General features: G+C 57.0%; 13 protein-coding genes. 7 read left to right on the top strand and 6 right to left on the bottom strand.

What is annotated here, in order from left to right:
- Positions 1-168 precede the first annotated feature (168 nt).
- Positions 169-1,560 carry an APC family permease gene (locus tag A6013_RS00615; RefSeq protein WP_063153918.1) on the top strand — a complete coding sequence of 464 codons (1,392 nt, stop codon included), beginning with the start codon at positions 169-171 and terminating at the stop codon, positions 1,558-1,560.
- Positions 1,561-1,623: 63 nt separating this feature from the next.
- Here the strand turns inward: A6013_RS00615 and A6013_RS00610 are convergent, their stop codons facing one another.
- Positions 1,624-2,877, bottom strand: a complete 1,254-nt coding sequence (locus A6013_RS00610; protein WP_028012977.1) for an MFS transporter — start codon at positions 2,875-2,877, stop codon at positions 1,624-1,626.
- Positions 2,878-2,998: 121 nt separating this feature from the next.
- Between A6013_RS00610 and A6013_RS00605 the strand changes: the two genes are divergently transcribed.
- The 3 genes from A6013_RS00605 to bioD all read left to right on the top strand — a co-directional run bounded on the left by A6013_RS00605 (position 2,999) and on the right by bioD (position 6,071).
- Positions 2,999-3,895, top strand: a complete 897-nt coding sequence (locus A6013_RS00605; protein ID WP_028012978.1) for a LysR family transcriptional regulator — start codon at positions 2,999-3,001, stop codon at positions 3,893-3,895.
- Positions 3,896-4,024: 129 nt separating this feature from the next.
- A complete protein-coding gene (gene mlc / locus A6013_RS00600; RefSeq protein WP_069732355.1) occupies positions 4,025-5,245 on the top strand; it encodes a sugar metabolism global transcriptional regulator Mlc in 1,221 nt (406 codons plus the stop codon).
- Positions 5,246-5,375: 130 nt separating this feature from the next.
- On the top strand, positions 5,376-6,071 hold the full coding sequence (gene bioD, locus A6013_RS00595; protein WP_028012980.1) for a dethiobiotin synthase: 696 nt from the start codon (positions 5,376-5,378) through the stop codon (positions 6,069-6,071).
- On the opposite strand, the gene clcB is transcribed toward bioD, so the two are convergent.
- Positions 6,006-7,316 carry a voltage-gated ClC-type chloride channel ClcB gene (clcB, locus tag A6013_RS00590; RefSeq protein ID WP_069732354.1) on the bottom strand — a complete coding sequence of 437 codons (1,311 nt, stop codon included), beginning with the start codon at positions 7,314-7,316 and terminating at the stop codon, positions 6,006-6,008. The genes bioD and clcB overlap by 66 nt on opposite strands.
- 250 nt (positions 7,317-7,566) lie before the next feature.
- Here clcB and A6013_RS00585 point away from each other — a divergent pair, with 250 nt between their 5' ends.
- From A6013_RS00585 to A6013_RS00575, 3 genes are all read left to right on the top strand, one after another.
- Positions 7,567-9,249 carry an S-type pyocin domain-containing protein gene (locus A6013_RS00585; RefSeq protein WP_069732353.1) on the top strand — a complete coding sequence of 561 codons (1,683 nt, stop codon included), beginning with the start codon at positions 7,567-7,569 and terminating at the stop codon, positions 9,247-9,249.
- 1 nt (position 9,250) lies between these two features.
- Entirely contained in the window at positions 9,251-9,502 is a 252-nt protein-coding gene (locus A6013_RS00580; protein WP_069732352.1) for a bacteriocin immunity protein, read from the top strand.
- A gap of 138 nt (positions 9,503-9,640) precedes the next feature.
- Entirely contained in the window at positions 9,641-10,108 is a 468-nt protein-coding gene (locus A6013_RS00575; RefSeq protein WP_069732351.1) for a DUF6392 family protein, read from the top strand.
- A gap of 76 nt (positions 10,109-10,184) precedes the next feature.
- On the opposite strand, the gene osmV is transcribed toward A6013_RS00575, so the two are convergent.
- From osmV to osmY, 4 genes are read right to left on the bottom strand one after another with little or no spacing between them, the layout of a single operon-like run.
- The gene (gene osmV / locus A6013_RS00570) at positions 10,185-11,333 is read right to left on the bottom strand and encodes an osmoprotectant ABC transporter ATP-binding protein OsmV (protein WP_069732350.1); all 1,149 of its coding nucleotides are present in this window, start codon (positions 11,331-11,333) and stop codon (positions 10,185-10,187) included.
- Complete coding sequence (gene osmW / locus A6013_RS00565) at positions 11,333-11,980, bottom strand: osmoprotectant ABC transporter permease OsmW (protein ID WP_028012983.1); 648 nt, start codon at positions 11,978-11,980, stop codon at positions 11,333-11,335. The genes osmV and osmW overlap by 1 nt, the downstream gene beginning before the upstream one ends.
- A gap of 8 nt (positions 11,981-11,988) precedes the next feature.
- A complete protein-coding gene (gene osmX / locus A6013_RS00560; RefSeq protein WP_041910236.1) occupies positions 11,989-12,888 on the bottom strand; it encodes an osmoprotectant ABC transporter substrate-binding protein OsmX in 900 nt (299 codons plus the stop codon).
- Positions 12,889-12,906: 18 nt separating this feature from the next.
- Positions 12,907-13,617, bottom strand: coding sequence for an osmoprotectant ABC transporter permease OsmY (gene osmY, locus A6013_RS00555; RefSeq protein ID WP_045261451.1), 711 nt, complete (start codon positions 13,615-13,617; stop codon positions 12,907-12,909).
- Between the last annotated feature and the right edge of the window lie 50 nt (positions 13,618-13,667).

The raw sequence follows: 13,667 nt of genomic DNA, 5'->3' as shown, positions 1-13,667 counted from the left end.
ACTATCCGCAGGGCGAAGGGGGCCAGTCAGGCGCCTGCTGTGAGTGCGAGCGAGAGACGCTGCGCTGGTACGATCGCGTATGTTCTTTACAACTTCCCCCTTTGCTAAGCAGGTTTGCGTTACGGTCAGCGCGATTGCAAACCACGGTAAGCATGGGGGGGATGGTTTATGGCGACTAACACGTCTCTTGATTCGCCGCGCATGGCCGGAAGAACCCGGCTGCGCAGTTCCCTCAAGCTCTGGCAGGTGGTCATGATGGGGCTGGCTTACCTCACTCCCATGACCGTGTTTGATACCTTCGGCATTGTGTCCGGTATCAGCAATGGCCACGTGCCCGCCTCGTATCTGCTGGCGCTGGCGGGCGTCATGTTTACCGCCATCAGCTACGGCAAACTGGTACGACAGTTCCCGGAAGCGGGCTCTGCGTATACCTACACGCAGAAATCGATCGGCCCCCACTTAGGCTTTATGGTCGGCTGGTCATCGCTGCTGGACTATCTCTTCCTGCCGATGATCAACGTGCTGCTGGCGAAGATCTACCTTTCCGCGTTGTTCCCTGAAGTCCCGCCCTGGGTCTGGGTGGTGGGGTTTGTGACGATCCTGACGCTGGCGAACCTGAAAAGCGTTAACCTGGTCGCCAACTTTAACACCCTGTTTGTGCTGGTGCAGGTCGCCATCATGGTGGTGTTTGTCATACTCGTAGTGCATGGCCTGCACAAGGGTGAGGGGGTCGGCACCGTCTGGTCGCTCCAGCCGTTTATCAGCGAGAACGCGCACCTGCTTCCTATCATTACCGGCGCGACTATCGTCTGCTTCTCTTTCCTCGGCTTTGACGCGGTCACCACGCTGTCGGAAGAGACGCCAAACGCGGCGCGGGTGATCCCCAAAGCCATTTTCCTGACCGCACTGTATGGCGGGCTGATATTTATTGTTGCCTCGTTTTTCATGCAGCTCTTTTTCCCGACGATCGCGCGCTTCAAGAACCCGGACGCCGCGCTGCCGGAAATTGCGCTGTACGTGGGCGGCAAGCTCTTCCAGTCGGTGTTTCTGTGTACCACGTTTGTGAATACGCTCGCTTCAGGCCTGGCCTCGCACGCCAGCGTCTCTCGCTTACTGTATGTGATGGGGCGTGACAACGTGTTTCCGGAGCGGGTGTTTGGCTACGTGCATCCGAAGTGGCGCACTCCGGCCCTGAACGTGATTATGGTAGGGATAGTGGCGCTGTCGGCCCTGTACTTTGATCTGGTGACCGCGACGGCGCTGATCAACTTTGGCGCGCTGGTGGCGTTTACGTTTGTTAACCTCTCGGTGTACAACCATTTCTGGCGGCGTAAGGGGCTGAACAAAACGTGGAAAGATCGGCTCCACTATTTCCTGCTGCCACTCATTGGTGCCGCAACGGTCGGCGTGCTGTGGATCAACCTCGAAGCGACGTCCCTGACGCTTGGCCTCATCTGGGCGGCACTGGGTGTCCTTTACCTGACCTGGCTCACGCGCCGCTTCCGAAAACCGCCTCCGCAGTTTGAAGCCGGTAAGATAGAGCAGGCCTGGGATTCCTGAACGTGAAACGGCACCAGTAAGCTGGTGCCGTTTATCTGGATCGGGCATCAGCCCGCAGGATGATTATCTCAGGCGTTTATGAAGGCTTGCGCCCACCAGCAGTGCGGCACAGAGCATCAGCGCGATAAATCCGCCCACGCCGTTCCAGCCGTAGTTATGCCAGAACACGCCGCCCAGCGTCCCGGCGATGCTTGAGCCCAGATAATAGCTAAACAGATACAGCGACGATGCCTGGCCTTTGGCGCGACGCGCGCGCGGGCCAATCCAGCTGCTGGCGACGGAGTGAGCGGCGAAGAACCCTGCGGAGAAGAGCAGCATCCCGGCAAAGATAAGCCACAGGGAGGAGAAGAGCGTCAGCAGCAGGCCGAGCAGCATCACCGCGGTAAACACCAGCATCACCGGCCCGCGGCCAAAGCGTGCCGTCATCGCCCCGGCTTTCGGCGAACTCCACGTACCGGTGAGATAGGCCACGGAAAGCAAACCCACAACGGCCTGATTCAGATGCCACGGCGAGAGCATCAGGCGGTAGCCAATATAGTTAAACAGCGTCACGAAGGAACCCATCAGCAGGAATCCCATCAGAAACAGTCGCGGTAAACCTTTGTCACGCCAGTGAAGGCGGAAGTTGATAAACAGCGTTTTCGGACGCAGAGACGTCGGGCGAAAATGGCGCGATTCTGGCAGGATTTTCCAGAACATCAGGGCCGATGCCAGCGCAAAACACCCGATCACCGCCAGCGCAATGCGCCAGCTAAAGAAGTCCGTGAATACCCCGCTCAGCAGACGCCCGCTCATGCCGCCAATCGAGTTCCCGCTGATGTACAGCCCCATCGAAAAGGCAACGAAGCTCGGGTGGATCTCCTCGCTGAGATAGGTCATCCCGACTGCCGCCACGCCGCTGAGCGAGAGCCCGATCAGCGCGCGCATCATCAAAATGCCGTGCCAGCTGGTCATCATGGTCGAGAGTAACGTACAGACCGAGGCCAGCATCAGGGCGGTTACCATCACCTGTTTACGGCCAATGGCGTCGGAGAGCGGGCCGGTAAAAAGCAGGCCAATTGCCAGCATCCCGGTTGAAATGGAAAGCGAAACGCTGCTGCTGGCAGGCGATACGCCAAACTCGTGGGAGAGAACGGGCAGGATCGGCTGAACGCAGTAGAGCAGGGCAAACGTTGCCAGACCGGCGGAAAAGAGCGCCAGCGTGACGCGCATAAACTGGGGGGTACCACGTTTGATGAACTGAACCGGCTGCGATGCTACAGGCAAATCATTAATATCTCTGGCCGGCTCGATATCAATGGTAGATGTACGACTCACACAGTTTCCTTGCTTAAACATCCCCGTGATTTCTGGTGACGGGTATGACCACGCCTTCAGGGTAGGAAAATGTAAATATTCTGTCTAATATATTAATAATCTCAAATGATACTTTAAAAATATGAATATCGAGCTGCGTCATCTTCGCTACTTTGTCGCCGTCGCTGAGGAACTGCATTTTGGCCGCGCGGCGGCACGGCTGAACATTTCTCAGCCGCCTTTAAGCCAGCAGATTCAAATCCTCGAACAGCAGGTCGGGGCGCGTCTTCTGGCCCGCACCAACCGCAGCGTGAGCCTGACGGCAGCGGGTAAGCAGTTTCTGATCGACAGCCGACAAATTCTGAGCATGGTCGACGACGCCGCTGCCCGGGCGGAACGGCTGTATCTCGGGGAGGCCGGAGAACTGCGCATCGGGTTTACCTCGTCCGCGCCGTTTATCAGCGCCGTCTCGCAGACGCTTTCGTCATTCCGCCGTCATTTTCCGGACGTGCATATTCAGACGCGCGAAATTAATACCCGCGAGCAGATTGCGCCGCTTAACGAAGGTGCGCTCGATCTGGGGCTGATGCGTAATACCCAGCTGCCGGACACGCTGGCATGGGAGGTTATCCTGCGCGAACCGCTGATGGCCATGATCCCGAACGATCACCCGCTGGCGTCGCGTCCGGCGGTTTCGCTGGCGGAGCTGGCAAAAGAGCCGTTTGTCTTTTTTGACCCGCAGGTCGGGACGGGGCTGTATGACGATATTCTGGGGCTGATGCGCCGCTACGATCTGGCGCCGGTCATTACCCAGGAAGTGGGAGAGGCGATGACCATTATCGGCCTGGTCGCCGCCGGGCTGGGTGTGTCGATACTCCCGGCCTCCTTTAAGCGGGTACAGCTACGCGAGATGCGCTGGGTTGCTATCGCCGAGGAGGATGCCGTTTCGGAGATGTGGCTGGTGTGGTCAAAACATCGCGAACAGAGTCATGCTGCCCAGCGCTTCAAACAGCGGTTAATCCAGGCTTCCGCGGTCTGATATTTCCCTGGAAAACGGGTAAAAATGTGCGGTAAATCACAAGGCTAAGTAAATATTTGACGACACCCATGGAAGTGCTTCACCATAGCCAACAGTTTATTTCGAAGCTCGAAAATAAGGGAGTACGAGGTGGTTGCTGATAGTCAGCCAGGGCATATTGATCAGATTAAGCAGACCAACGCTGGCGCGGTGTATCGCCTGATTGATCAGCTTGGTCCGGTTTCGCGTATCGATCTGTCGCGCCTGGCACAGCTGGCACCTGCCAGTATCACCAAAATTGTCCGCGAAATGCTGGAAGCGCACCTGGTCCAGGAGACGGAAATTCAGGAGCCGGGCAGCCGTGGTCGTCCGGCGGTCGGCCTGGTGGTCGAGACGGAAGCCTGGCACTACCTCTCGCTGCGCATCAGCCGCGGAGAGATCTTCCTTGCGCTGCGCGATCTGAGCAGCAAGCTGGTGGTGGAAGACCGGCTTGAGCTGCCGCTCAACGCCGAGGAACCGCTTCTCGATGCGATTGTCTCCCATATCGATCGCTTCTTTATTCGCCATCAGCAGCGGCTTGAACGCTTAACGGCGATTGCCATCACCATGCCCGGCATTATTGATACCGAAAATGGTATTGTTCACCGCATGCCGTTTTACGACGATGTTAAAGAGATGCCGCTGGGCGAAGTGCTGGAAAACCATACCGGCGTGCCGGTCTATATTCAGCACGACATTAGCGCCTGGACGATGGCGGAAGCGCTGTTCGGCGCGTCGCGCGGTGCGCGGGATGTCATTCAGGTGGTTATCGACCATAACGTCGGGGCGGGGGTGATCACCGACGGACGGCTTCTCCACGCCGGGAGCAGCAGCCTGGTGGAAATTGGTCATACCCAGGTCGACCCGTACGGTAAACGCTGCTACTGCGGGAACCATGGCTGTCTGGAGACGATCGCCAGCGTGGAAAGCGTGCTAGAACTGGCGCAGGTGAGGCTCAGTCAGTCCATGAGCTCCTCGCTTCACGGCCAACCCTTAACGGTGGATTCCCTTTGCGCCGCCGCGCGTCAGGGGGATCTGCTGGCGAAGGACATTATTACCGGGGTGGGTAGTAACGTAGGCCGCATTCTGGCGATTATGGTGAACCTCTTCAATCCGCAAAAAATCCTGATCGGCTCACCGCTCAGCCAGGCGGCGGAGATCCTTTTTCCGGCGATTACGGCCTGTATTCAGCAGCAGTCGCTTCCTGCCTACAGCAGAAATATTGCGGTAGAAAGTACCCAGTTTTCCAACCAGGGCACGATGGCCGGCGCGGCGCTGGTCAAAGATGCCATGTACAACGGCTCGCTGCTTATCCGCCTGTTACAGGGTTAACTCTTTTCCGCAGATGTAAGAAAAATTGCGCTATCTCAAGCCGGGTAGCGCACGCATCCCGTAGACTTCCTCCACTGAATTATTTACCTGGTTGATATTTTCGAAGCATACCCAAGAGGTGGAGTGAGTCATGCTTAAGCGTTTCTTTGTTACTGGTACAGATACCTCTGTCGGCAAGACCGTTGTATCCCGCGCATTGCTGCAGGCTCTGACAGCAAGCGGTAAACGCGTCGCTGGGTACAAACCGGTCGCAAAAGGGAGTAAAGAGACGCCAGAGGGATTGCGAAATAAAGACGCCCTGGTGCTGCAAAGCGTCTCGTCGCTGGAACTGCCTTATCACGCGGTCAATCCTATTGCGTTAAGCGAAGATGAAAGCAGCGTGGCGCACAGCGGCCCGATCAATTATTCCCTGTTATCCGACGGGCTGGCGAACCTGAGTGAGCAGGTCGATCACGTAGTCGTCGAAGGAACGGGCGGCTGGCGCAGCCTGATGAATGATTTACGCCCGCTGTCTGAATGGGTCGTGCAGGAGCAGCTGCCGGTAGTGATGGTGGTGGGGATCCAGGAAGGGTGTATCAACCACGCGTTGCTGACGGCGCAGGCGATTGCTAATGACGGCCTGCCGCTGGCTGGCTGGGTGGCAAACCGTATTAATCCAGGCCTCGCGCACTACGCGGAGATCATCGACGTACTGAGCACCAAACTGCCTGGCCCGCTGGTGGGCGAGCTGCCTTATCTGCCTCGCGCCGAGCAGCGCGAGCTAGCGCAGTACATCGATCTCTCTGCCCTCGGTGGCGTGTTGACCGTAGATCGAGTCGTGGCGTAACGTCCGCGACAGTACGGACGCTATCACGCAGGCGACCAGTAAACCGGGCAGTAAAAAATACTGCCCGGTCATTTCACAGACCATCAGCGCCGACATAATCGGCGCATGCGTGGTCGCAGCGAGCAGCGTTGCCATCCCGGTCAGCCCCAGCAACATGGCCGTCTCAGAACCCGGCAGCCACAGCGCGAAAAGCTGCGCGAACAGCATCCCCGTAGCCATACCGACAAACAGCGTAGGCGTAAATACCCCGCCCGGCGCACCCGAACCGCTGCTTGCCAGCACCGCCAGCAATTTACAGATGAACACGCCAGCAATCACCGACAGCAGCGGCGGGGCGAGCAGAAAAGCCTGAACCACGCTGTAGCCGTTTCCCCAAACCTTCGGCGTCAAAAGAGAAAGCAGTCCAACAATCAAGCCGCCGAGCGCCAGCTGCCACGGCGGCGAAAGCCTGAGGCGCAGGAACAGCCCGTGGCTGAACGCCATCAGCCACATCAGCAGCGGTCCGCAGAGACCTGCCAGCAGCCCCATCGCGACCAGCAGGGCATAATCTGCCGCGGTGAGAATGCCGCTCAGATGGACCTCGTAGAGCGTACCGGCATTCGGTGCCAGGAGTTGCGTCGTAAGAAGCGCCACCACCGCCGCAATCACCACGGGGCCGAGCGAGGCCAGCATCAGCGTGCCAAACAGAATCTCTGCAATGAACAGGCTTCCCGCTAACGGAGCATGGTAGGCGCTGGCCATCCCGGCGGCGGCGCCACAGGCGATCCAAAGCTTCCATTCCGATTTGGGCGTAAAGCGCCGGGCAAAAAAGGAGGCGGCGAGGGCGGCAAGCAGGATCATGGCCCCTTCGCGCCCGATGGCGCTTCCGCTGGCCACGACCAGCAGTGAGGCAAGGGACTTCACCAGGCTGGCGCCGTAATCAAACTGACCGTCGCCGGTCTCCAGCGCTTCCATATAATCGGTAGGGGCATGAGGCCGCTGGGCGGTCAACCGTTGCCATCCCCATAGCAACAGCCCGGCAGCCAGCCCGCCCAGCGCGGGCGTCAGCGCGCGCCGCCAGGGCGAGAGCGACGCGGCGGCATTCACCAGGCTGCCGCTATCGTTGCTCAGAAGCAGCCACTCCAGCAGGTACATGCTGTGGCGGAACACCGCAACGGCCAGCGCGGCCAGCACGCCGGTGACGGTGGCAATCAGCAGTCGGCGAAACATCGCGCGGATGTCGGGGTACGTATGAAGACGTTGCATGGGTCGCGAATAAACGGGGACGATGTCCTATTGTGGTTGCAACTCAACCAGTATGCAAATGAGCTTTTATAAGGTGTTCTATATATATTATTTATTTTTCTTTGTCATTTATTTGATTATTAAATATTAACCAAAAGTGCTGAATAAATTTGGTGAACTCGTATTCATAGTAAAATTGCTTTTTTATTTACATGAAGGAAAAGGAAATTCTTTATGAGTAACGAACTCACTAATTACCGGAGCGTAATGCATGGGTTACCGTACCGATAATTATGGTCGGGGGCAGGCGCTTGAGAATGATAAAACGACTACCGGTGCCAGGTGTATTGCGTCTATAACGGACAGCACCGAATTTGGCCGCAGAATACTCAGGGTAGGTGATAAAACCACTCCCTGTGCCAAATGCGAGAAACAGGGCGTCATTGTATCAGGCGAAGAACGCGTGACATTTCACGGGGTGCCCGCAGCCGTTCACGGTTCAAAAGTACACTGTGATTGCCCTCCGGGTTCGAACCGGGTGATTGCTCCGGCAGGTCAGTGGCTGGGACGGGGACGTGACCCGGTTGAGGTTGCCAGGGAAGAACACACCGCCAGACTGGCAGCAGAAAAGGAAGCCGAAGAAAAACGCAGAGAGGAAGAAAGGGAACGCAACCGGATATTCGCAAAATCCTGCCTGCGCGGTGAGGGGTGTAATGATGCCGGTGACCAGCGCGAGCCACATACCAATTTTGCTGATATGGCTTTTTTTCAGGCCATGCCCGCCAGCGACCCGGCAACCGATTCAGACACCCCGCAGCACGCCCGGACCGCAAAAAAGAAAAAGCCAGACGATATCCCCAAACCGAAAAAGCGCAGCGCCCTGTATCGCTGGTGGAACGGCAACCATGAGGAGATGGATTATCAGGCCGCCGTTGCTGCTGCAGTTGCAGCTGCACGCGCGCAGACGGCCACGGCAGGCGCAAGCCTGCTGGAGCTGATAAGCGGCAGGGCACTGACCTACGGCACCTGGGCGGTACGTGGTGCCGCCGGGCTGGGTGAGACAGCCACCGCCGGAGCGGGTGCATCCGTGGCCGGGCTGCTGGTGGGAATGATGCCCGGCAGGCTGAACGACGGCGAACAGGATTTTATCGACCGTATGCGCCTGGAGCAGATGCGTGAAGCCCCGAGCCGGGTGCGCTATACGTGGGAGAACGACAGCAGCGGGAACGCGGTCCCGCGTGGCTGGCACACGCCACCCGGCCGGGACAGTGTTCGCGTCAGAAAAATGGAGTATGACAGCAGCGCTCAGGCGTACACCTTCACCACGGAGGAAGAACCGCGCGTCACCATCGTCTGGACGCCTGATCGGACAGGTGAAGAAAAACCGTGGAATACCGGCAACCAGACGCGGCCAGTGTTGCCGAACCCGGTGATAGTGGACCCGCTGCCGGATAACACCGGCATAACGGCGACCACCAGCCCGGCACCGGAGGAAAAACGTTTCGCGGATTACATTCTGATCCTGCCGTTCCCTGACCTGCCGCCGATTTATATTTATCTGAGGCACAATCCCGGACAAGTCACGGGCAAAGGGAAAAAAGTAAGTGGCGTATGGCTGTCAGATGCTGATAAGGGGGATGGTTCTCCAATTCCAGAGCAGATAGCTGACAGACTGCGTGGAAGGTCATTTACCAATTATGACCGCTTCAGAGGGGCTTTCTGGCAGGAGGTGGCACGGGATCCTGAATTATCAGGACAATTTAAACGGGGAAACGCAGGTAATATAAGAGCAGGAAAAGCCCCTTCACCGCGAGAAAGTGAACAGGTTGGCGGAAAAATAAAATATGAGATTCATCACATTAAGCCGATCGGTGAAGGTGGTGAAGTTTACAATGTGGACAATATGGGGATTGTTACTCCAAAACGTCATATAGATATTCATAGAGGTATGTGATTTGAAAACTATTAGCGACTACACGGAAAGTGAGTTTTTAGATTTCGTCAGAAAGATATTTGATGTATCTACTACTTCTGAATCTGAAGATATAAAAAATATCTTGGAATTTAAAAGGCTTACAGAACATCCTGACGGCTCCGATCTTATCTTCTACCCCCGAGAAGACCGAGATGATAGTCCGGAAGGAATTGTGCAAGAGGTCAAGCAGTGGCGTAAAGCCAATGGTAAACCTGGCTTTAAAGAATCTTGAGCATCAAGCCCCGGGAGGGGCTTTTTTGTGCTCACGTGCAATAAAGCCAGCATTAAAAAAGCATGGTGCAACGGAAAGTCAGATTGAAGCTGCAAGGGCTAAAATTCACGAATTGAATCGTAATGCGGGGTTATACGAATGACTGTAAATGTAGAAGTACTGATCCGTAATCTTGGCAGGAGCTATAAAGAGTTAGTTGATAATGAAGTAATCACGTACAAAACTGACCCTAAAGGGGCTGCAGGCGACCCCGTGTTACTTTTACCAATGGTGAACGAAGGCGTTTTTTTAGCCTTTATTCGAGAAGGGAGAATACTGAAAGAAATTACGTTGTCTATTCAGCGTGATGACGTAAAGGGATGGGTCTTCCCGAATGAACTCCCTACACCGTTGCAGCAGAACATGTCTCGCGCATGGATTCATCAGTCATTTGGTGAGCCCGAAGGCTTGGTTACCCCAAGAATGATAATGAATCGTTCTTTCGGGTGGGTTGAAAAATACACCGTTGAAGATTTTCATACGCCAATCACAATGCAGATTAATTACGATCTTGACGAAATGGTGAAAGCAGTAGCATTTATTCTCACTTCTGAAATTCGCTGGTAAACCCAACATAAGCCAAACACAAGCCCCGTGAAGGGGCTTTTCTACGCTGTATCCAAAAACTAAGTAAATATAATTCTCAGCTCTCACTATGAATATTCAGCGCCCGGCGCGTACGCCCTGAGCTCAGGTATTCGGCAATATAATCCTGCGAAATCTCGCCGTTGTAGCGCCCGTCCTCATCCACGATCGGCATCCAGCTGGTGTTGCTCTCATACAGGCGTGACAGCACCACGCGCAGGTTGTCTTCGGCTTTGCCGGTCATGCGGAACGGATGCAGGATGTCGGCGCAGGTCCCGCTGGCGTTACGCGCTTCGCGACGCTTCACAAAGCCCAGCGGCTTGCCGTGCTCGTCAACCACGGTAATCGCGCGAATATCGTTATCATCCATGGTTGCAAAGGCTTCCGGGAGCGGAGTCGAACCGCGTACCGTAATGGTCGGCTGCTGGTCGGTGACGTCGCCGGCGGAGACCAGCAGCAGGCGCTTCAGCGTGCGATCCTGACCGACAAACGAGCCGACAAACTCGTTCGCCGGTTTCGCCAGCAGTTCATCCGGGCTGGCGCACTGGACGATTTTCCCCTGACGGAAGACCGCGATGCGGTCCCCGAGCTTAAGGGCTTCGTCGATATCGTGGCTCACCAGCATGACGGTTTTTTTCAGCTTGCGCTGCATCTCGAGGAACTGGTTCTGGATCACCTCACGGTTGATCGGGTCCACCGCGCCGAACGGTTCATCCATCAGCAGTACCGGAGGATCCGCCGCCAGGGCGCGAATAACGCCAATACGCTGCTGCTGGCCGCCGGACATCTCGCGCGGATAACGGTGGAGGAACTTGTGCGGATCCATTGCCACCATATCCATCAGCTCTTCGGCGCGGGCTTTGCAGCGCGCTTTATCCCAGCCCAGCATGCGCGGCACGACGGTGATGTTCTCTTCAATGGTCATGTTCGGGAACAGGCCAATCTGCTGGATCACATAGCCAATGTTGCGGCGCAGGGTGACGGTGTCCATCCCGCTGGTGTCTTCGCCGTTGATCAGGATCGTCCCGCTGCTGGGCGTGATAAGTCGGTTAGTCATCTTCAGGGTGGTGGTCTTTCCGCAGCCAGACGGGCCGAGCAGGACGCACATTTCCCCTTCGGGCACGTTCAGGTTGACGTTATCGACGGCCTTAAAGGTCTGGCCGTGCTTCTGTGAAAATTGTTTGGTGAGGTTTTCCAGTTTTATCATTATCGAATCCCCTTTGGAGTCAGAACCACCTGCAGACGGTGCAGCAGCCAGTCGAGCACAATCGCTAAAAGACAGATCATCAGCGCGCCCGCAATCAACATACGAATATCGCTTCCGCCGATGCCGTTAAGCAGCAGCAGGCCAAGTCCGCCCGCGCCAATCACGGCGGCAATCGCCATCACGCCGATGTTCATCACCACGGCGGTGCGGATCCCGCCGAAAATCACCGGCAGAGCCATCGGAATTTCCACCCAGCGCAGACGCTGCCAGAAGGTCATGCCGATGCCGCGTCCGGCTTCGCGCAGGCCCGGCGGCAGGCTGTCGAGCGCCGTGTGGGTGTTACGCACGATCGGCAGCAGCGAGTAGAGAAACACCGCCGTGATTGCGGGCAGGGCGCCAATCCCCTGACCGATCAGCGAAAACAGCGGGATCATCAGGCCAAACAGGGCAATGGACGGGATGGTCAACACGATGGTGGCAATCCCCAGCACCGGCGTCGCCAGCCACTTGTGGCGCACAATCAAAATGCCCAGCGGGACGCCGATGATAATCGCTAAGCCCACGGCCAGCGCCACCAGCCACAGATGCTGCAGCGTCAGGGTTAACAGATAGTCCCAGTTGTCCAGAATGTAGTGAACGGTATCCATAGCGCCTCCTACAGCAGCTGTTTGCTACGCAGGAAATCGCGGGCGACCTGCTGCGGTGACTGATGGTCAATATCCACCTTCTTGTTCAGCTCGGTGATAACGTCGTTGTTGAGCTGGGCCGAGAGGGTATTGAGCGCCTCTTCCAGACCGGGATTGGCCTCCAGGGTGTCCTTGCGCACCACCGGGGTGACCGCGTAGCTCGGGAAGAAGCCTTTATCATCTTCCAGCACTTTGAGATCAAAGCCCTTCACGCGCCCGTCGGTGGTATAAACCAGCCCGGCGTCGACGAAGCCGTCGCGCACGGCGTTATAGACCAGACCCGGGTCCATCTGGCGGATTTGCGGACGGTCCAGATCCATCTTATAGGCCTCCTGCAGCGGCTTCATGCCGTCGCTGCGCCCGGCAAATTCAAGGTCTAAGCCCAGCAGCCAGTTTTTGTCCGGGTTGGTTTTGCGAACCTGTTCAATTTTCGCCACCATCTCCGACATGGTGTTGATATGCTCCGCCTCGGCGCGCTTGCGCTGCATGGCGAAGGCATAGGTGTTGTTCATATCGGCGGGTTTGAGCCACACCAGACCGTGCTTCGCATCCAGGCGCTTCACCGTCTCCCAGGACTCCTGCGGTGACATGCGCTTGTTGATGTGGTTGAAGATGATCAGCGACGTGCCGGTGTACTCCCAGGTCATATCAATCTGCTTGTTGATCATCGCGTTGCGGGAGATCACCGTGGCGATATTGGTTTTTGGCTGAACCTGGAAACCTTTCTTTTGCAGGTACTGTACGGTCATCGCCGAGAGAATGTGCTGCTCGGTAAAGCTCTTGGTCGCCAGAATCAGCGGGGCCGCCATCGCCTGGCCGGTGAACAGCGCCGCGGCACACAGCGCCGCCAGGCTGGATATCAGTCTCATAAAAGCTCCTTGTTATTGTTATCGAGCGAGATGGGGACTCATCACGCGACCCAGCGCCGCCAGCAGGGTGTCGAGGATCAGGGCGAACAGGGCGGTGGCCGCCGCGCCGAGGATCAGGGTCGGGAAATCGTTCAGGTAAATGCCCGGGAAAATCAGCTCGCCGTAGCTGCTGGCGCCAATCAGGAACGCCAGCGGCGCGGTACCGACGTTAATGGCGGTAGCGATGCGGATCCCCGAGAGCATAACCGGCCAGGCGTTGGGCAGCTCAACCTGGCGCAGGCGCTGCCATTTGGTCATCCCAATCCCGTTTGCCGCTTCCAGCAGCGACGACGGGACGGAGCACAGCCCGGCGTAGGTATTGCGCACAATCGGCAGCAGCGAGGCGAGGAACAGGGCGATGATGGCGGGCGTATCGCCGATACCAATCACCACCATCGCCAGCGCCAGCACGGCCAGCGGCGGCAGGGTGTTGCCGACATTGAAGATTTGCATCACGTATTCGGCGACGCCCCGCGCGGCCGGACGGCTCAGCAGAATACCGGCCGGAATGCCCACCAGCAGGGCAAAAAACATCGACGAGAAAACCAGAATCATGTGCTGTTGCCCGAGGTAGACCAGGTCAACCTGACGCGCCTTGATTGTCTCAAGCCCGATTCCCCAGACGAGGAGGGCGAGGACCACGAGAATGGCGCCGACAAATAGCAGCGAGCGTTTGAGTAATGGGTGCATTGCGGTGTGTCTCCCTGTGCGCATGCGTTATAGCAACCACCGGTTGCCTG

Source organism: Enterobacter sp. IF2SW-B1 (genome assembly GCF_001743375.1).
GTDB lineage: Bacteria > Pseudomonadota > Gammaproteobacteria > Enterobacterales > Enterobacteriaceae > Enterobacter > Enterobacter bugandensis.
The sequence above is the reverse complement of the archived record's forward strand: the minus strand, read 5'-3'. Positions and strand labels throughout refer to the sequence as shown.

Coding starts and splice junctions, on each gene's coding strand:
- A6013_RS00615 (WP_063153918.1), top strand. CDS start 169: ATGGCGACTAACACGTCTCTTGATTCGCCGCGCATGGCCGGAAGAACC.
- A6013_RS00605 (WP_028012978.1), top strand. CDS start 2,999: ATGAATATCGAGCTGCGTCATCTTCGCTACTTTGTCGCCGTCGCTGAG.
- bioD (WP_028012980.1), top strand. CDS start 5,376: ATGCTTAAGCGTTTCTTTGTTACTGGTACAGATACCTCTGTCGGCAAG.
- clcB (WP_069732354.1), bottom strand. CDS start 7,316: ATGCAACGTCTTCATACGTACCCCGACATCCGCGCGATGTTTCGCCGA.
- A6013_RS00585 (WP_069732353.1), top strand. CDS start 7,567: ATGGGTTACCGTACCGATAATTATGGTCGGGGGCAGGCGCTTGAGAAT.
- A6013_RS00575 (WP_069732351.1), top strand. CDS start 9,641: ATGACTGTAAATGTAGAAGTACTGATCCGTAATCTTGGCAGGAGCTAT.
- osmV (WP_069732350.1), bottom strand. CDS start 11,333: ATGATAAAACTGGAAAACCTCACCAAACAATTTTCACAGAAGCACGGC.
- osmW (WP_028012983.1), bottom strand. CDS start 11,980: ATGGATACCGTTCACTACATTCTGGACAACTGGGACTATCTGTTAACC.
- osmX (WP_041910236.1), bottom strand. CDS start 12,888: ATGAGACTGATATCCAGCCTGGCGGCGCTGTGTGCCGCGGCGCTGTTC.
- osmY (WP_045261451.1), bottom strand. CDS start 13,617: ATGCACCCATTACTCAAACGCTCGCTGCTATTTGTCGGCGCCATTCTC.